Here is an 18,007-nt window from a genome sequence, read left to right as displayed (position 1 = left end):
CAGATCCGAAACCGTGGAGAGGTCCTGGGACAATGTTGTCTTGGCTGGGCTTTGCAACCGTCGGCGTCATCCTGGTGTTACTGCTGACCAACCGGGTGGCCGCCGTCGTGGCGCTCGCCGGCGTGCCGATCGTGGCCGCGTTCGTCGCGGGGTTCACCCCGGCCGACGTCGGTGAGTTCGCGGGCGCCGGCATCGCCGACGTCGCAGGTACCGCCGCGATGTTCGTGTTCGCCATCGCCTTCTTCGGAGTGCTGCGGGACGCGGGCATGTTCGACCCGATCATCGACCGGATCGTCGGTCTCGCCGGTGACACACCCGCCACCGTGTGCGTGGCGACGACCGCACTGGCGTGCGCCGTGCACCTGGACGGTGCCGGGGCCACGACGTTCCTCATCACGATCCCCGCGATGCTGCCGGTCTTCGACGGGCTCGGCATGCGGCGCCTGCTGCTCGCCACGTGTGTCGGCCTGGGCGCGGGTGTGATGAACCTGTTGCCGTGGGGCGGTCCCGCGCTGCGGGCCGCGAGCACCACCGACGTCCCGGTCAACGACCTCTGGGTTCCGTTGATCCCCGCGCAGATCGCAGGGATCGTGACGGTGCTGGTGATCGCATGGTGGCTCGGCAGGCGGGAGAGCAAGCGGATCACCGCCGAGGAACCGGTCCCCGTCGCGGCGGCGGGCGGGCCGGAGCCCCGCGCGGTGACGCACCCGGCCGAGTCCGGCGGTTCCGGGACGAATGCCGTCTATGCAGGCACCGACCCCGGCCCGGCCGGCTCGTCCGACGGCGGCGACTCCGACGGCGGTGACGCCACGGCGGGCGGCCTGCGCAGGCCGAGGCTGTTCTGGTTCAACATCGCGCTGACCGCTGCGGTGGTCGGCGGCCTCGTCGCAGGCCTCGCGTCCGCCGAAACACTGTTCCTGGCCGGACTGGTGCTGGCACTGGTCGTGAACTACCCGGGTCTGCGGGCACAGACCGAGCGCATCGAGGCGCACGCCAAGGGCGCCATGCTCATGGTCACCACCCTGTTGGCCGCGGGCGTGTTCCTCGGCATTCTCGAAGCCACCGGCATGATCGAGGCGATGGCGACCGCGTCCGCCGAGGCCATCCCGGCCGGTGCCGCACCCGCACTGCCATTGATCGTCGGAGTGCTCGGCGTGCCGCTGAGTCTGCTGTTCGGGCCCGACGCCTTCTACTTCGGTGTGCTGCCCGTGCTGACCGGGGTCGGTGAACAGTTCGGCATCACCGGAACCGAACTCGCGCAGGCAGCGCTGCTCGGCCAGGAGACCCTCGGATTCCCGATCAGCCCGCTGACCGGATCCTTCTACCTGCTCGTCGGCCTCGCCGGCGTGGAGATCGGCAAGCACATCCGCGCGCTCATCGGCTGGGCGTGGCTGGCGAGCCTGGTGATGCTGGCCGTCGCGCTGGCCACCGGCGCGATCCCGGTGTGGGCGGCATGACGGCGGCGCGGACGGTGCGCCTCGGCGCGGGTGCGGGATTCGCCGGAGACCGGATCGACCCGGCGGTGGAGCTCGCGCGCCACGCCCGGCCGGACTACCTCGTGTTCGAATGCCTCGGCGAGCGCACCGTCGCGGCCGGACACGCCCGCAGGCTCGCCGACCCGGCCGCCGGATTCGACCCGCTGCTGGCGGCGCGACTGCGCGGGGTGTTGCCGCACTGCCACGCGGCCGGGACGACCGTCGTCACCAACTCGGGTGCGGCCAATCCGGAGGCTGCAGGCGACTGCGCGGCGCGCGTCGCGGCGGAGGCCGGGCTCGGCACGCGGATCGCCGTGGTCACCGGCGATGACGTGCTCGACCTCGTGCGCGCACTCGACCCGGTGGTGTGGGAGACCGGTACGCCGCTGTCGGAGATCGACGACGAACTCATCTCCGCCAACGCCTACCTCGGTGCCGAGCCGGTCGCCGACGCGGTCTCCGCCGGCGCGGACGTCGTGGTGACCGGCCGCGTCGCGGACCCGGCGCTGTACCTCGGCCCGCTCCGCCACGAGTTCGGCTGGGATGTCGATGAGCACGAACTGCTGGGCAAGGGCACGCTCGTGGGTCATCTGCTCGAATGCGCGGGCCAGCTCACGGGCGGCTACTTCGCCGACCCGGTCACCAAACCCGTACCGGCCCCTGCCCGGCTCGGCTTCCCGTTCGCCGACGTGAGCTCGGACGGGACCGCCGTGCTCGGCAAACCCGACGGCACAGGGGGCAGGCTCGACAGGCGGACGTGCGGCGAGCAGCTGCTGTACGAAGTGGACGATCCCGCTGCCTACGTGACACCGGACGTGGTTGCCGACTTCAGCGGTGTCAGCTTCACCGAGGTCGGGCCCGACCGGGTCGCGGCGCAGGGCGCGACGGGCCGGCCGCGTCCCGGCGGGCTGAAGGTGACACTCGGGTTCCGGGGAGGCTGGCTGGGTGAGGGGCAGCTGACGTACGCGGGCCCGCGCTGCCTCGACCGTGCCCGGATGGCGGCCGACATCGCGCGCGAACGCCTCGTCGCCGTGCACGGCCTGCCGGAGGAGGCGATCGACGTCGAGTACATCGGTGCGGGCGCGGCGCTGCGCGGACTCGCCCCCGCGGTCGACCCCGTGGAGGTGCGGGTGCGCGTGTCCGCGCGCGTGCCGTCGGCCGAGGCCGCCGAGGCTGTCGGCTGGGAGGTGGAATCCCTCTACACCAACGGGCCCGCGGGCGGTGGCGGTGCGCGCAGGAGCGTCACGGAGGTCGTCGCGGTGCGGTCGTGTGTGGTGCCGCGCGAGCACGTGTCCCCGCGGGTGACGGTGCTGCCGTGATGGATGGGTGTCGTAGCGGTCGTGCCGCGGTGACGGGACGCGAGAAGGTGACGGCGGGTGCCGTGACGACGGGGGTGGTGTGATGGCCACGGTGGACGAGCTGGCCGACGTCCGGGCGGGCGACAAGGGGGACACGCTGATGCTGGCCGTGCTGCCCCGTGACGACGCCGCGTTCGCCGTGCTCGAGCGGCGGCTCACTGCCGATGTGGTGCGGGCGCATTTCGCCCCACTCGTCACCGGTGACGTCGGCAGGCACGTCGTGGCCGGGCTGCCCGCGCTGGTGTTCCGCCTTCCCGGGGTGCTCGGTGGCGGCGTCACCGGCTCGACGGTGCTGGACGGGCACGGCAAGACCCTCGGCTACCACCTGCTGACGCTGGAACTCGGCTGACGAACGAACACCCGCACGGGCCTGGCGGTGGTACGGACCACGCGGCCGCAGCGTCGACAGGGTCGGCGGTGACCGCGGGGCGGTGACTGTGGGGGAGGCGACCGCGGGGTGTCGAGCCGGGCGGCACGCAGCATCGTCGAACCGGTGTCGACCTGCGGGGCCGGGATCGCGGGCAGTTGACCGACCGGCAGCCACGGCCATCCACCAGCGGCGGCCGAGCCTGCGACCGGCGACAGCTGGGCCTGCGATCACCACGTCGACCAGGACGCCTCCTTCGAAGGAACACGGGCGGCCTGCCGGGCCGAACGACCGGCGGCGCCGTGGTCGCGCGGCCGGTATAAGGCCGGCCTATACCGATCTTGGTGATCACCGTCTACCGGTGCCGGCCGAGGCGTGTTTCGATCGCGTACCGGCGCTTCGGCGGAGAGGAACGGAAGACACAATGGTCGTGTTGCACGCGGCGGTCGCGATCGCCGCCGTCATCGCTCTGATCCTGGTGGTCAAGGTCGAACCGGTCATCGCGCTCGTCGTCGGTTCGCTCTATCTCGGGTTGGCGTCGGGACTCGGCTTCGAGAAGACGATCACCACGGTGGCCACGGGTTTCGGCGACATCATGGCCGAGGTCGGCCTGCTCATCGGATTCGGCGTGCTGCTGGGAGGTCTGCTGCACGCGATGGGCGCGCTGCAGAAGGTCGTGGAGAAGCTGTTGCGGGCGCTGGGGCCACGGCGACTGCCGTACGCGCTCGCCGTCGCACTGAGCTCGGTCTTCCCCTCGATCTACGTCGACGTTCAGCTCGTGCTCGCCGCGCCGCTGGCCCGGTCCGCAGCACCTCACCTCGGCCGCAACGGTCTGCCGATGATGGCCGGTTCGCTGACCGCGGGAATCCTCATCGGCTACGTGTTCGTCGTTCCGGGCCTCGGCACCATCTCGATAGCGGGGCTGCTCGACGTGCCGCTCGGCACGATCCTGCTCTACGGCTTCGTGCTCGGCCCGGTGACGGCGCTGCTGACCGTGTTCGTCTACGGCAGGATGCTGGCGAGGGGATTCTGGAACGCCGCCAAGGACGAAAGCGGGTCCACACCGGACACTCAGGCGGTGGCTGCCACCGGAGACGATGTGGGGACCGCCGCTCCGGCATCCACTCCGAAACCCGCTCCGGAACCCGCCGCGGACACCCGTGACGACGGGAGCGGCCCGGCAGCCGCGGGTGGGACGACCACCACGGCGGTCCCGGAACGTGCGATGCCTCCGCTGACCGTGTCGCTGCTGCCCATCGTCGTGCCGTTGCTGCTCATCGCGACCGGTGCGATCACCGAGGCGGCCGGGGTGAAGTCCGATGTGCTCGCGTTCCTCGGGGACCCGGTGTTCGCACTGTTCGCGGGCCTCGTCGGAGCGTATGTCCTGGCACGCAGGACACTCGGCGCCGATGCCCTCGGCGAGTCGATGACCGCGGGCTTCAACTCCACGGGGCAGATCCTGCTGGTCACCGGAGTGGGCGGGTCGCTCGGGGCGGTCATCGGCGAGACGAACCTCGACGACGTGCTCTCCGGCATGTTCACCGCGGGCGCCGGGGTGCCCGCACTGGTGACGGTGCTGCTGGCCTGGCTCGTCGCCGCCGTGCTGCACCTGGCCATCGGCTCCATCGCGGTCGCCGGGATCGCCGCGGCCGGAATCCTGGCGCCGATCATGGGCGGGCTCGGCATCCCCGCCGAGGTCCTCGCGCTGGCGATCGGTTCGGGTGCCCTGTTCGCGCTGCAGCTCAACAGCAACTTCTTCTGGATGTTCCAGACCCTGCTCGGTGTCACCACACGCGGTGCGCTGAAGGCACTGACGTTCGTGACCTCCCTAGCGTCGGTGGTGTCGCTGGTACTGGTCATGGCTCTGGGCATGGTGGTGTGACGTGCTACCGGCCGGGCGGCGGGCCACGACGACGGCACGAACCGGGCGAGGCGGTGCCCGGCGCGCCCGGAAAGCCGGAAGGAAGATCGGTGGTCGACAGCGAAAGGCGCAGGTATGCAACCTCTCCGTGGCGTGACCGTCGTGTCGCTCGAACAGGCCATCGCCGCTCCGTACGCGAGCAGGCAGTTGGCCGACCTGGGCGCGCGGGTGATCAAAGTGGAGCGTCCCGGTGTCGGGGATTTCGCCCGTGCCTACGATTCCCGGGTGCGGGGGCTGAGCTCGCACTTCGTGTGGGTGAACCGCAACAAGGAATCCCTCACACTCGACATCAAGGATCCGCGCGGCATGTCGGTGCTGCGCACGCTCATCGACGACGCGGACGTGTTCATCCAGAACCTGGCGCCCGGTGCGGCGGAGCGGGTCGGGCTCGGTGCGCAGGCCCTGCGGCAGCGTGATCCGCGCCTGATCGTCTGCGACGTCTCCGGCTACGGCGCTCCCGGTCCCTACGAGACACGCAAGGCCTACGACCTGATGGTCCAGAGCGAGGCAGGATTGGTGTCGGCCACCGGAACGCCCGAGGAGATGGCGAAGGTGGGTATCTCCGTGTCCGACATCGCCGCCGGCATGTACGCCTACAGCTCCGTGCTCGCGGCACTGCTGGAACGCGGCCGGACGGGCGTGGGCACGCACATCGACGTCTCGATGCTGGAATCCACCGTGGAGTGGATGGGGTTTCCGATGTACTACGCCTACGACGGTGCCGAGCCACCGCCGCGCGCGGGCGCGGCGCACGCGACGATCTACCCGTACGGACCGTTCACCGCAGGCGACGGCAAGGTCGTCATGATGGCCATCCAGAACGAGCGTGAGTGGAAGCTGTTCTGCGAGCGGTTCCTCGGACGTGCCGAACTTGCCGACCACCCGGACTACGCCACCAACACCGACCGCAACGCTCATCGCGACGCGCTGGGAGCGATCGTCGCCGGCCGGTTCGCCGAGTTGTCGAGCGACGCCGCCATCGCGCTGCTGTCGGACATCCCCGTCGCCAACGCCCGGGTCAACAGCGTGAGCGAGGTATGGGAGCACCCGCAGTTGGCGGCCCGCGGCCGCTGGCACGAGGTGCAGACGCCGGCGGGGCCGGTCGCCTCGCCCGCGCTGCCCGGCCTCACCGATTTCGCACCGAGGATGGACCCGGTGCCCGCACTCGGGGAGCACACGCGGGGGATCCTGGCCGGACTCGGCATGTCGGGTGACGAGATCGATGACCTGGTCGCCGACGGTGTGGCATGACCGGCGGCTCGACGAGGACGGAGACCGGGACGTCCGGTGGGCGGCCGGCAGGCGATGTGGAGGGTAGCGATGGGCGAGGACGGTAGGGAACGGACGGCGATCGCCGAGGCGGTGAGCTGGTTGTTCGTGCCGGCATCCCGTCCCGAACGGTTCGAGCGGGCGATCGGTGCGGGTGCCGACGTGGTGGTGATCGACCTCGAGGACGCTGTCGGTGCCGACGAGAAGGACACGGCCAGGGACAACCTGGTGCGGCACTGGCCGGGCGGCGACCACGTCGTCGTGGTGGTCCGCGTCAACGCGCTGCACACCGAGCACGGTGAAGCCGACCTGGCCGCATGCCGGCGGCTCGGCCCCGACGCGGTGGTGCTGCCCAAGACCGAGAGCGCCGACGACGTCGCCGCCGCAGCCACGGCCGCAGCGGCACCGGTGCTGCCACTCGTCGAGACCGCGCGGGGTCTGGTGGAGCTCGGCGGCATCGCGGCCGCCGACGACGTCGTGCGGTTGCTGTTCGGCAGCGTCGACCTCGCGCTCGATCTGGGGGTGAGCGCCGACGCGGCCCTCGACACCGCCCGTTCCGACCTCGTCCGCTGGTCCGCGGCCCGCGGGCTGCCGCAACCGGTCGACGGAGTGAGCACCGCGATCCGCGACACCGATGCGGTGACCCGTTCCGCCGAACGCGCGCTCGCTTGGGGATTCGGCGGCAAGCTGTGTATCCACCCCACGCAGGTGCCGCTCGTGCACGCCGCGTTCGCACCCACCGCCGAGGAACTGGCGTGGGCCGAGCGCGTGCTGGCCGTCGAGTCCGACGGCGCGGCGGTCGTGGACGGTGAGATGATCGATCGTCCCGTTGTCGAACGTGCGCGGCGCATCGCGTGGCGCCGGCGGCGGGACGGCGACTGACGATCGGCGACGGGCGGCTACGTGGACATCGCGCACCTGCGGGACTTCATCAGCGTGGTGGAGGCCGGGAGCCTGTCCACGGCCGCGGGCAGGCTGCACGTGTCGCAGCCCGCGCTGAGCCAGCGCATGACGCAGCTCGAGGCCCGGTTGGGGGTGCAGCTGTTGGTCCGCGGCCCCCGGGGCGTGCGCCCGACGCCCACCGGCACCGCGCTCTACCGCGACGCCCAGCAACTCGTGCGGCAGTTCGACCGGCTCGCGCGCGACGTCGCCGACCACCGTGACAACGTGCACGGACCGGTGGCGGTCGGCCTGCCGACCACGGTCGCGGCACCACTGGCTCCCGCCCTGTTCGACTGGGTCAAGCACCACTATCCCGGTATCCACCTGCAGCTGTTCGAGTCGATGAGCGGCTACATCCACGAACTGCTGCTGGCGGGCAGGCTCGATCTCGCCGCGGTGTTCCGCGAGGACGCCGCGCCGCGGGCCGGTGAGGTGCCGCTGTACTCCGAGGAGCTCTATCTCGTCGGACAGCCCGATCCGCGGCCTCCGTCCGACGCCGAGGTGGCCCTGTCCGAGCTGCACGCCGTGCCGCTCGTCACGCCCGGTGCGAACAGTCACCTGCGTGCGCTCATCGACCGCACTTTCGCCGCCGCCGGGCTGCGGCCCGCCGTCGTGGGCGACGTGGAGTCGCTCGGCACGATGCTGCGGATCGCGGCAGGCGGGCAGGCCTGCACGATCCTGCCGCTGTCGGTCGTCCCCGGTCGCGGTGAGGCCCGAGAGCTCGGTGTCCGCCGCATCGTCGAACCGGGCCTGCGCCGACACGTGGCCGTCCGGACCACCACCGAGTCGTACGAGCCGCGGGAAGCCGTGGTGGCGGTGCGTCGCGGCGTCGTGGAGGTCACCGAGCGACTCGCCGCCGAAGGGCAGTGGCCGGGCATCGAGTGACCGTGTGGCGGCCGTCGGTGCCCGCCGGTGACCGCGTGGCGGCCGCGGGTGCCCGCCGGTGCGTCGGCCGTGGCCGGGACCCGGCGGGCCGCCGTCGGCGGACCGTCGTCTGAGATCCGAGACCATTCGTGGGTGTGAGCTGTTCAACGCCGGTGCGGAGTGGTGCGACGCTGCCTGCCATCGAAGGAGGTGGCGTATGGCGACCGAACAGCGACGGGACGACGATCCCGGCGGCCACGACGCCGGGGACGGCCGTGCCGAACCCCAAGGCGGTGCCGGCCGGGTTCCGATGTGGAAGTTCTTCGCCTACAGCGTCGTCGGTGCGTTCGTGTTCTTCGTCCCGGTCTCGATCGGCGGCGAGAGCTCGATCGTGCTGGACCATCTGGTCACCGCGGTCGAGGCCGCGATACCCGCGGCGTTGCCGTATCTGATGCTGGCGATCATTCTCGCCGGCGCGGTGTACCCGTTCGTCTCCGGGACGTGGAACCGGTCGGCGATGTCGGTGGTGTTCTCGATCGCCAAGGTGGCCGGGTTCGTCGTCGGCGGCATGCTGGTGTTCGACGTCGGACCGGCATGGCTGTTCGACGAGGACATGGGCCCGTTCCTGATGAACAGTCTCGTGATCCCGGTGGGCCTGCTGGTGCCGATCGGGGCGGTGTTCCTCGCGCTGCTCGTCGGATACGGCCTGCTCGAGTTCATCGGCGTACTGCTGCGCCCCGTCATGCGGCCGGTGTGGCGCACCCCGGGACGATCGGCCATCGACGCGGTCGCCTCGTTCGTCGGCAGCTACTCGCTGGGCCTGCTGATCACGGACCGGGTGTAGCGGCAGGGCAAGTACACCGGTCGCGAGGCCGCCATCATCGCGACAGGGTTCTCCACGGTCTCGGCCACGTTCATGGTGGTCGTCGCCTCCACGCTGGATCTGATGGGCAGCTGGAACACCTATTTCTGGACCACGCTGGTGATCACGTTCGTGGTGACCGCCGTGACGGTGCGGATCCCGCCGCTGTCGCGGATCCCCGACACCTGCGCCGACGGCGTGACTCCGCGGCCGGAACAGGACGTCGGCGGCCGCCGAGTCGCGCGCGCCTGGCAGGAGGCACGTGCCACCGTGGCCGCGGCGCCGTCGCTGGGGCGCAACATCGTCGTCAACGTCGCCTCCGGGCTGCGCATGACCATGGCGATCCTGCCGTCGATCCTGTCGATCGGACTGCTGGGCCTCGCCCTCGCGACCTACACCCCGCTGTTCGACTGGCTCGGCTACCTGTTCTACCCGTTCGCCTGGATCGCACAGGCCCCGGAGCCGTTGCTGATCGGCAAGGCCGCCGCGGTGGGCATCGCCGAGATGTTCCTCCCGGCGCTGGTGGTCGCCGGATCCACGGCGGTGGTGAAGTTCATCGTGGCCGTGATCTGCGTGTCCGAGATCGTGTTCTTCTCCGCACTGGTCCCGTGCGTGCTGGCGACCGACATCCCGATCTCGGTACCGCGGATGATCGTCATCTGGTTCCAGCGTGTGGCCCTGACGATCCTGCTGGTCACTCCGGTGGCGCTGCTGCTGCACTGAGTGTCCTCGGTGCGTCCGGTCCGCCGGTCGCACCGGGGCCGTCCGGTGCATCGACGCCGCACCGCTGTGTCGCCGCGCCACTGTGGTGCTGTGCCGCCGCGCCGCCGTGCCGCCGTGCCGCCGTGCCGCCGTGCCGCTGTGTCGCCGCGCCGCTGCACCGCTGTGTCGCCGCGCCTGCCGCCGATCCACAGCCGTGCCCGACACCGGTAAACCGCGCCGCGCCCGCCGCCGTGCCGGTGCGGTGTGCCTGCCGCCGAGTCGGCGCTACCGAAGCGTGCCACCGTTAATCCGGATTCGCCTCGCTTGACCCCTCTGTGCTGGGGTGTCAGGCTGGAACGTGTTTCACATCCGGCCGCTCGTCGGAGCGCGGTTTCAGGAGGCAGTGTGGGTGCGGAAGTCGTCGTCGAAGGACTGTCCAAGTCGTTCGGCAAGCAGCCGATCTGGCGGGACGTGACGCTGACGCTGCCACCGGGTGAGGTGTCGGTCCTGCTCGGCCCGTCGGGCACCGGCAAGTCGGTGTTCCTCAAGTCGATGATCGGCCTGCTCAAACCCGACCGTGGCTCCTGCACGGTCGACGGCACCGACATCGTGCGCTGTTCGGAACGCAAGCTCTACGACACCCGCAAGCTGTTCGGCGTGCTGTTCCAGGACGGTGCGCTGTTCGGGTCGATGAACCTCTACGACAACGTGGCGTTCCCGCTGCGGGAGCACACCAAGAAGTCGGAAACCGAGGTGCGCCGGATCGTGCTGGAGAAGCTCGAGCTGACCGGTCTGTCCGGGGCCGAGGACAAGCTGCCCGGTGAGATCTCCGGCGGTATGCGCAAGCGCGCGGGTCTGGCTCGCGCGTTGGTGCTCGACCCGGAGATCATCCTGTGCGACGAGCCGGACTCCGGTCTGGACCCGGTGCGTACGGCGTACCTCTCCCAGCTGCTGGTCGACCTGAATGCGCAGATCGACGCGACGATCCTGATCGTCACCCACAACATCAACGTGGCGCGTACCGTGCCGGACAACATCGGCATGCTGTTCCGCAAGGAACTCGTCATGTTCGGCCCGCGCGAGGTGCTGCTGACCTCGGACGAGCCCGTCGTCGAGCAGTTCCTCAACGGCCGCGTCCGCGGCCCGATCGGCATGAGCGAGGAGAAGGACTCGGCGCAGATCGCCCGTGAGGAGGCCCACGCGGCCGCGGGCCACCACGACGGATCGGTCGACGATGTGCGCGGCGTCGTCCCGCAGCTGCAGCCGACCCCAGGACTGCCGCCGCGAGAGGGGGCGATCCGGCGCAAGGACCGGGTGATGTCGATCCTGCACACGCTGCCGCCCGAGGCGCAGCGGGGGATCACCGCGTCGCTGTCGGACGAGGACCGGCTCCGGTACGGCATCGGCGGCACCGGAGGGGCAGGCGCGGGGGTCGGCGCTCGACCGCGGTGACGGACGACCGGTGCCGGCGTGGCCGAGCGGCCCGGGGCCGGCGGTGGGAACCGATACGTTGGAGGGGTGCAGACCGGTGAGACTTCCGCAGGATCCGTGATCCGCTTCCGTGGCCGGGCGATGCGCTCGGACCGGCCGCTGGTCATGGCGATCGTGAACCGCACGCCGGACTCGTTCTACGACCGCGGCGCCACCTACGCCGCCGACGAGGCCCTCGCCGCGGCCGAGCGGGCGGTCGCCGACGGTGCGGACATCATCGACGTGGGCGGGGTGAAGGCGGGGCCCGGCGCGGACGTGGACGTCGACGAGGAGACGCGGCGTGTGGTGCCGTTCGTGGCGCAGTTGCGACAGCGGTTCCCCGACGTGGTGATCAGCGTCGACACCTGGCGTCGTGAGGTCGGCAGGCTCGCGTGCGAGGAGGGTGCCGACCTGCTCAACGACACCTGGGCGGGCGCCGACCCGGGGCTGGCGGAGGTCGCCGCCGAGTACGGGGCGGGCTACGTCTGCTCGCACACCGGTGGCGCGGTTCCCCGTACCCGGCCACACCGGGTGCATTATCCCGACGTCGTGGCCGACGTGATCGCCGAGGTCACGCGCCGTGCCGAGGACATGGTCCGCATGGGGGTCCCCGCCGAGGGGCTGCTGGTCGACCCCACGCACGACTTCGGCAAGAACACGTGGCACTCACTCACACTCACCAGGGAGCTGGGACGGCTGGTCGACACCGGGTGGCCGGTGCTGGTGGCGCTGTCCAACAAGGACTTCATCGGCGAGACGCTCGACCGGGCGGTGGGCGAGCGGTTGCCCGGCACGCTGGCCGCGACCGCCGTGTGTGCCTGGCAGGGTGCAGCGGTCTTCCGCGCGCACAACGTGGCCGAGACGTGCCAGGCGCTCGACGTCGTGTCGGCGATCCGCGGCGACAAACCGCCCGCCCGCGTGATCCGCGGACTGGCGTGATCGTCGCGAGCTGACGGAGCCGCGCTCGAGCGGTACGATCCCGGATACGCGACGAGCCGAGTGGAGGACGTCCATGGGTGTGAGCGATTGGATCCGGTCGTGGCCGGTCTATCGCCAGCTCACGGGCGCCGACCGGCTCGGAAGGGGAGACGCCGCCGCTTCGCCGCAGTCCCGCGAGCGGCAGCCGCGCACCGCCGATGCCGACCGGGTGGCGGCCTCGGTCTGCCCGTACTGCGCGGTCGGCTGCGCCCAGAACGTCTACGTCGGCAGCGACGCCGCGGGCGAGCGCGTGCTGCAGATCGAAGGCAACCCGGACAGTCCGGTCTCCCGCGGGCGGTTGTGCCCGAAAGGCTCGGCCAGCAAGCAGCTCGTCACCGGTGATCACCGGGAGGACCGGGTGTTGTACCGGCCCGCCTACGGCACCGAGTGGCAGGAGCTCGACCTGCCCACGGCGATGGACATGCTGGCCGACCGGGTGCTCGACGCGCGCCGCAAGGGCTGGCAGGAGACCGACGCCCACGGCAACCCGCTCCGGCGCACCCAGGGCATCGCCAGCCTCGGCGGCGCGACGCTCGACAACGAAGAGAACTACCTGATCAAGAAGCTCTTCACGGCCCTCGGCGCGGTGCAGATCGAGAACCAGGCGCGTATTTGACACTCCGCCACGGTTCCCGGTCTGGGAGCCTCCTTCGGTCGCGGTGGCGCGACGGACTATCAGCAGGACCTGGCCAACGCCGACTGTGTCGTCATCATGGGTTCGAACATGGCCGAGGCCCATCCGGTGGGCTTTCAGTGGGTCATGGAGGCGAAGACGCGCGGCGCCACGGTGCTGCACATCGACCCGCGGTTCACGCGGACGAGCGCGCTCGCGGACAAGCACGTCCCGCTGCGGGCGGGCTCGGACATCGCGTTCCTCGGCGGCGTGATCAACCACATCCTGTCGAACGACCTGGACTTCCGGGAGTACGTGCAGGCCTACACGAACGCGTCGTTCCTGGTCAGTGAGGAGTTCGTCGACACAGAGGATCTCGACGGGCTGTTCTCGGGCTACGATCCGGATACCAGCACGTACGACACCTCGACGTGGCAGTACGAGAACGGATTCCCGGAGGACTCGGTCGAAGGCGACCGGCACCGGGAGCAGTCCGCGGGCGAACAGCACGGGTCGGGCGGGCCGAAACTCGAGAGCGGCACCGGGATCGCGACCGACGAGACACTCCAGCATCCGCGCTGCGTGTTCCAGATCCTGAAACGTCACTTCTCGCGGTACACGCCGGAGATGGTGGAGCGGATCTGCGGCGTCTCCCGTGATGACTTCCTCGAGGTGTGTCGGGCGTGGACGAGCGCGTCCGGGCGGGAGCACACCGCGGCGCTGGTCTACAGCGTCGGCTGGACCCAGCATTCGATGGGCGCCCAGTACATCCGCGCGGGAGCGATCATCCAGCTGCTGCTCGGCAACATCGGCAGGCCCGGCGGGGGAGTGCTGGCCCTGCGCGGGCACGCGAGCATCCAGGGCTCGACCGACATTCCCACGCTGTACAACCTGCTGCCCGGATACCTGCCCATGCCGGACGCCCGGCACGCGGGCAAAGCCGACTACGTCGAGTCGATCCGCGGCACCCACCAGAAGGGGTATTGGCACAACGCGGACGACTACCTCGTCTCGCTGCTCAAGGAGTACTGGGGCGAGGCCGCGTCCGAGGAGAACGACTACCGCTTCGACTACCTGCCGCGCATCGACGGTGACCACGGCACCTACCGCACCGTGATGGACATGATCGACGGGAAGGTCTTCGGTTACTTCCTGCTCGGCCAGAATCCCGCGGTCGGCTCGGCGCACGGGCGGCTGCAGCGGCTCGGCATGGCCAACCTCGACTGGCTCGTCGTGCGCGACCTGACGATGATCGAGAGCGCCGAGTTCTGGCGCAACGCGCCGGAGATCGAGACCGGCGAGATCGTCGCCGAACAGTGCCGCACCGAGGTGTTCTTCTTCCCTGCAGCCTCACACGTGGAGAAGGAGGGCACGTTCACCCAGACCCAGCGGATGCTGCAGTGGCGTGACCGGGCCGTCGAGCCGCGAGGGGACCAGCGCTCGGAGCTGTGGTTCATCTACCACCTGGGACGGCTGCTGCGGCGCAAGCTCGCCAGGTCGACCGACGATCGTGACCGGCCGTTGCAGGACCTGGCGTGGGACTACCGGACCGAGGGGGACGGGGATTTCCCGGAGCCCTCAGCCGACGACGTGCTGCGCCGCATCAACGGCGTGGACCTGACCACGGGCGAACTCCTCGACAGCTACCTCCAGCTGCGTTCCGACGGCACGACGGCGGCGGGCTGCTGGATCTACAGCGGTGTCTACGCGGGCGGGGTCAATCGTGCCCGCAACCGCACCGCACGGACCGAGCAGGACGAAACGGCACTCGAATGGGGCTGGGCGTGGCCCGCGAACCGGCGGGTGCTCTACAACCGCGCCTCGGCCGATCCGCAGGGCAGGCCGTGGAGCGAGCGCAAGAAGCTCGTCTGGTGGGACGCCGAACGCGGCGAGTGGACCGGCCACGACGTGCCGGACTTCCCGAAGACCACCCCGCCCGGCTTCGAACCGGAGTACGGCGAGGCCGGACCGGGCGCGCTTGCCGGTGACGACCCGTTCATCATGCAGGCCGACGGCAAGGCGTGGCTGTTCGCACCGAGCGGCGTGGTCGACGGGCCGCTGCCGACGCACTACGAACCGCACGAGTCGCCGATGCCGAACCTGCTCTACGGCCAGCAGGGCAGTCCGGCCCGCAAGGTGTACAGCCGTGCGGACAATCCGTCGAACCCTGCACCGCCCGAGTCCGGCGGTGAGGTGTTCCCGTTCGTGTTCACCGCGGCCCGGCTGACCGAGCACCACACGGCAGGCGGCATGAGCAGGCAGCTGGCCTACCTGTCGGAGTTGCAGCCCGCGCTGTTCGTGGAGGTCTCGCCGCAACTGGCGGCCGAGCGCGGACTCACCAACCTCGACTGGGCCCACGTGGTCACCAGCCGTGCCGCCGTCGACGCGCGGGTGCTGGTCACCGAGCGAATGCGGCCGCTGCGGCTCGACGGCCGGGTGGTGCACCAGGTGTGGATGCCGTATCACTGGGGGCCGAGCGGCAAGGTCGACGGCGACATCGTCAACGACCTGCTCGGCGTGGTGCTGGACCCGAACACGCTGATCCAGGAGAGCAAGGTGGCCACCTGCGACATCCGGCCCGGCAGGCGGCCGCGCGGACGTGAGCTGCTGGAGTACCTGGCCGAGTACCGCAGGCGCGCGGGGGTGACCGTGGCGACCGGATCGCACGTGCTCACCGCGGACACGGCGGGGTCGGATGCCGCCGCACCGGGCATGACCGTGTCGGATGCGACCGTGTCGGACAGGCCGGCACCGGACACGACAGCACCGGACACGACCGATCGGGAGGAGGACGCATGACCGTCTCGCGGGAGAGCTTCTTCGGGCCGCTGGACGACGTCTCGGGCGATGCCGGTTACACCGAGCACCCGGAGCGAGTCGGGTTCTTCACCGACACGTCGGTGTGCATCGGCTGCAAGGCGTGCGAGGTGGCGTGCAAGGAGTGGAACCTCCTTCCGGACGGCGGGTTCGACCTGCTCGGCATGTCCTTCGACAACACCGGTGAGCTGAGCGCGAACTCCTGGCGGCACGTGGCGTTCATCGAACAGCCCGCGCCCCCACGCGAGGCGAGTCCGGCGAGGGAGGCGGACGCGGTCGATCTCGGGCTGCCGTCGTTCGATCTGCCCGGAGCCGGTACCGGAGAGGAGACGCGGACCGACTTCCGGTGGCTGATGAGTTCGGACGTGTGCAAACACTGCACGCACGCCGGCTGCCTCGACGTCTGCCCGACCGGCGCGTTGTTCCGCACCGAGTTCGGCACGGTCGTGGTGCAGGACGACATCTGCAATGGGTGCGGCTACTGCGTGTCCGGTTGTCCGTACGGCGTGATCGACCGGCGGGAGGGCGACGGCAGGGCGTGGAAGTGCACCATGTGCTACGACCGGTTGCGTGACGGCATGGAACCGGCCTGCGCCAAGGCCTGTCCGACCGACTCCATCCAATTCGGACCGCTGGACGAGCTGCGGGAGCGGGCGCGGGAGCGCGTGGCCACGCTGCACGAGCACGGTGTCACCGAGGCGCGGCTGTACGGCGAGGATCCGAACGACGGCGTCGGCGGCGACGGTGCGTTCTTCCTGCTGCTGGACGAACCCGAGGTGTACGGGCTGCCGCCGGATCCCGTGGTGCCGACGCGTGACGCGGGATCGATGTGGTCGCGGGCGGGCGTGGCCGCGGCTGCGTTCGCCGCGGCGGCCGTGTCCGTCTTCTTCGGACGGAGCCGCCGATGAGCCGGTCGCTGGGCCGCGTGAGTGCCGGGGACGGACGCCGCGAGCAGCGGCAGGCCGGCGAGGAGGACTTCCGCTCGTACTACGGCCGGCGGGTGCTGAAGGAGCCGGTGTGGGAATGGCTCGTACCGGCGTACCTGTTCGCGGGCGGGCTGTCTGCGGCGTGTGCCGAGCTCGCCGCGGGCGCCGACCTGACACGGCGGCCGCGGCTGCGGAAGGCCGCCCGCCTCGGGGCGCTCGGCGGCCTCGGCACGAGCATGTACTTCCTGATCGCCGATCTGGGCAGGCCCGAGCGGTTCCACCACATGTTGCGTGTGGCGAAGCCGAGTTCGCCGATGAGCGTCGGCACGTGGATCCTCGTGGCCTACGGGCCCGGTGTCGGTGTCGCGGCGATGGCGGAACTCCTGCCGTCCCGGCTGCGGCGGAGTCGGCCGGGAAAGCTGCTCGGCGTGCTGGCGCGCCCGGCCGGTCTGGCGTCGGCGGCCGTGGCTCCGGGCGTGGCGTCGTACACGGCCGTGCTGCTGTCGCACACGGCGGTGCCGGCGTGGAACGAGGCCCGTGACCGGCTGCCGTTCGTGTTCACCGGCTCGGCCGCGGCAGCGGGCGGCGGGTTCGGCATGGTGTGCGCGCCTGTCGACGAGGCCGAACCCGCGCGCAAACTCGCCGCGGTCGGCGCCGTCACCGAGCTGGTCACGTCCCGGCAGCTGGACGAGCGGCTCGGCGTCGTCAGTGAGGCCTACCGGACGGGCAAGGCCCACCGGTTGCGGCGGTGGTCGGAGTATCTGACCGCGGGCGGTGCACTGGGCAGTCTGCTGGCCGGCCGGAGCCGTGCCGCTGCGGTGGCCTCGGGCCTGGCGCTGCTCGCTGGGAGTGCGCTGCAGCGGTTCGGCATCTTCGAGGCGGGCGTCGAGTCCACGAAGGACCCGAAGTACGTCGTCGTGCCGCAGCGCAGGCGGGTCGACCGGGGCGAGCAGGCCTGAGGCGTGACACCGCGTGCGCCGGAGCTCGTCAGTCGTCGAGGTCGATGCGGATGGTCGTCAGGTTCGTGCCGAGCGCCCTGACCATGACGCCGTTCAGTCGCGGAAGGGTGCGTAGGCGGGCGCGGGCGTCGTCGTCGGGCAGGACGTGCGCGGTGCCGGAGTACCAGACGCCGCGCTGCCGGACCCGTACGCGTGGCTCGGCCATCAGGTTGCGCACGTAGGCCGACGCCTCGCCGTGGTCGGAGACGAACCAGAACCGTCCGTCGCGGATCGCCCCGCCGATGGGCGTGTGCCGGACACGGCCGGTGCGGTGTCCGGTGGTTTCGAGGAGCGCCTGGCCGGGCATGCGGCCGACGATCCGGCGCATCACCGGGTTGACCATCCGGTGCAGCCGGTTGACGACCCGGAACTTGCCTGCGGAGCGGGAGTCGCGTGCGCACATCATCCGTCCTTTCGAACGGTCGGCAGTTGCCGGTACTGGTGG

The 18,007-nt window shown here is 70.8% G+C and carries 15 protein-coding genes; 14 read left to right on the top strand and 1 reads right to left on the bottom strand.

What is annotated here, in order from left to right; all coding sequences use genetic code 11:
- Positions 1-32: 32 nt before the first annotated feature.
- From LY40_RS04260 to nrfD, 14 genes are all read left to right on the top strand, one after another.
- Complete coding sequence (locus LY40_RS04260) at positions 33-1,457, top strand: CitMHS family transporter (RefSeq protein ID WP_258935983.1); 1,425 nt, start codon at positions 33-35, stop codon at positions 1,455-1,457.
- Positions 1,454-2,794 carry an acyclic terpene utilization AtuA family protein gene (locus LY40_RS04255; protein WP_258935982.1) on the top strand — a complete coding sequence of 447 codons (1,341 nt, stop codon included), beginning with the start codon at positions 1,454-1,456 and terminating at the stop codon, positions 2,792-2,794. The genes LY40_RS04260 and LY40_RS04255 overlap by 4 nt, the downstream gene beginning before the upstream one ends.
- 82 nt (positions 2,795-2,876) lie before the next feature.
- On the top strand, positions 2,877-3,182 hold the full coding sequence (locus LY40_RS04250) for an AtuA-related protein (RefSeq protein WP_183786320.1): 306 nt from the start codon (positions 2,877-2,879) through the stop codon (positions 3,180-3,182).
- A 442-nt stretch (positions 3,183-3,624) separates the two neighbouring features.
- Positions 3,625-5,082, top strand: a complete 1,458-nt coding sequence (locus LY40_RS04245) for a GntP family permease (RefSeq protein WP_258935981.1) — start codon at positions 3,625-3,627, stop codon at positions 5,080-5,082.
- A gap of 114 nt (positions 5,083-5,196) precedes the next feature.
- The gene (locus tag LY40_RS04240) at positions 5,197-6,372 is read left to right on the top strand and encodes a CaiB/BaiF CoA transferase family protein (RefSeq protein WP_258935980.1); all 1,176 of its coding nucleotides are present in this window, start codon (positions 5,197-5,199) and stop codon (positions 6,370-6,372) included.
- 69 nt (positions 6,373-6,441) lie between these two features.
- Positions 6,442-7,272 (top strand): HpcH/HpaI aldolase/citrate lyase family protein, encoded by an 831-nt coding sequence (locus LY40_RS04235; RefSeq protein WP_183786317.1) that lies wholly within the window; start codon positions 6,442-6,444, stop codon positions 7,270-7,272.
- Between the two features lie 21 nt (positions 7,273-7,293).
- The gene (locus LY40_RS04230; RefSeq protein ID WP_183786316.1) at positions 7,294-8,217 is read left to right on the top strand and encodes a LysR substrate-binding domain-containing protein; all 924 of its coding nucleotides are present in this window, start codon (positions 7,294-7,296) and stop codon (positions 8,215-8,217) included.
- A gap of 196 nt (positions 8,218-8,413) precedes the next feature.
- On the top strand, positions 8,414-9,040 hold the full coding sequence (locus LY40_RS04225; protein WP_258935979.1) for a YjiH family protein: 627 nt from the start codon (positions 8,414-8,416) through the stop codon (positions 9,038-9,040).
- A 102-nt stretch (positions 9,041-9,142) separates the two neighbouring features.
- Positions 9,143-9,781, top strand: a complete 639-nt coding sequence (locus tag LY40_RS04220) for a YjiH family protein (RefSeq protein ID WP_258935978.1) — start codon at positions 9,143-9,145, stop codon at positions 9,779-9,781.
- Positions 9,782-10,165: 384 nt separating this feature from the next.
- Positions 10,166-11,212 (top strand): ABC transporter ATP-binding protein, encoded by a 1,047-nt coding sequence (locus LY40_RS04215; protein WP_308292554.1) that lies wholly within the window; start codon positions 10,166-10,168, stop codon positions 11,210-11,212.
- 120 nt (positions 11,213-11,332) lie between these two features.
- Positions 11,333-12,169: a dihydropteroate synthase gene (folP, locus tag LY40_RS04210; protein ID WP_183786432.1), complete on the top strand. Its 837-nt coding sequence runs from the start codon at positions 11,333-11,335 to the stop codon at positions 12,167-12,169.
- Positions 12,170-12,242: 73 nt separating this feature from the next.
- Entirely contained in the window at positions 12,243-15,620 is a 3,378-nt protein-coding gene (fdh, locus tag LY40_RS04205; protein ID WP_258935977.1) for a formate dehydrogenase, read from the top strand.
- Positions 15,617-16,546, top strand: a complete 930-nt coding sequence (locus LY40_RS04200) for a 4Fe-4S dicluster domain-containing protein (RefSeq protein WP_258935976.1) — start codon at positions 15,617-15,619, stop codon at positions 16,544-16,546. The genes fdh and LY40_RS04200 overlap by 4 nt, the downstream gene beginning before the upstream one ends.
- On the top strand, positions 16,543-17,523 hold the full coding sequence (gene nrfD, locus LY40_RS04195) for an NrfD/PsrC family molybdoenzyme membrane anchor subunit (RefSeq protein WP_183786312.1): 981 nt from the start codon (positions 16,543-16,545) through the stop codon (positions 17,521-17,523). The genes LY40_RS04200 and nrfD overlap by 4 nt, the downstream gene beginning before the upstream one ends.
- A 28-nt stretch (positions 17,524-17,551) precedes the next feature.
- Here the strand turns inward: nrfD and LY40_RS04190 are convergent, their stop codons facing one another.
- Positions 17,552-17,965, bottom strand: a complete 414-nt coding sequence (locus tag LY40_RS04190) for a nitroreductase/quinone reductase family protein (RefSeq protein ID WP_258935975.1) — start codon at positions 17,963-17,965, stop codon at positions 17,552-17,554.
- Between the last annotated feature and the right edge of the window lie 42 nt (positions 17,966-18,007).

This window comes from Prauserella salsuginis (genome assembly GCF_024648885.1).
Taxonomy (GTDB): Bacteria; Actinomycetota; Actinomycetes; order Mycobacteriales; family Pseudonocardiaceae; genus Prauserella; species Prauserella salsuginis.
Note: the sequence above shows the minus strand (reverse complement) of the source record. Positions and strands in the feature narration are given on the sequence as shown.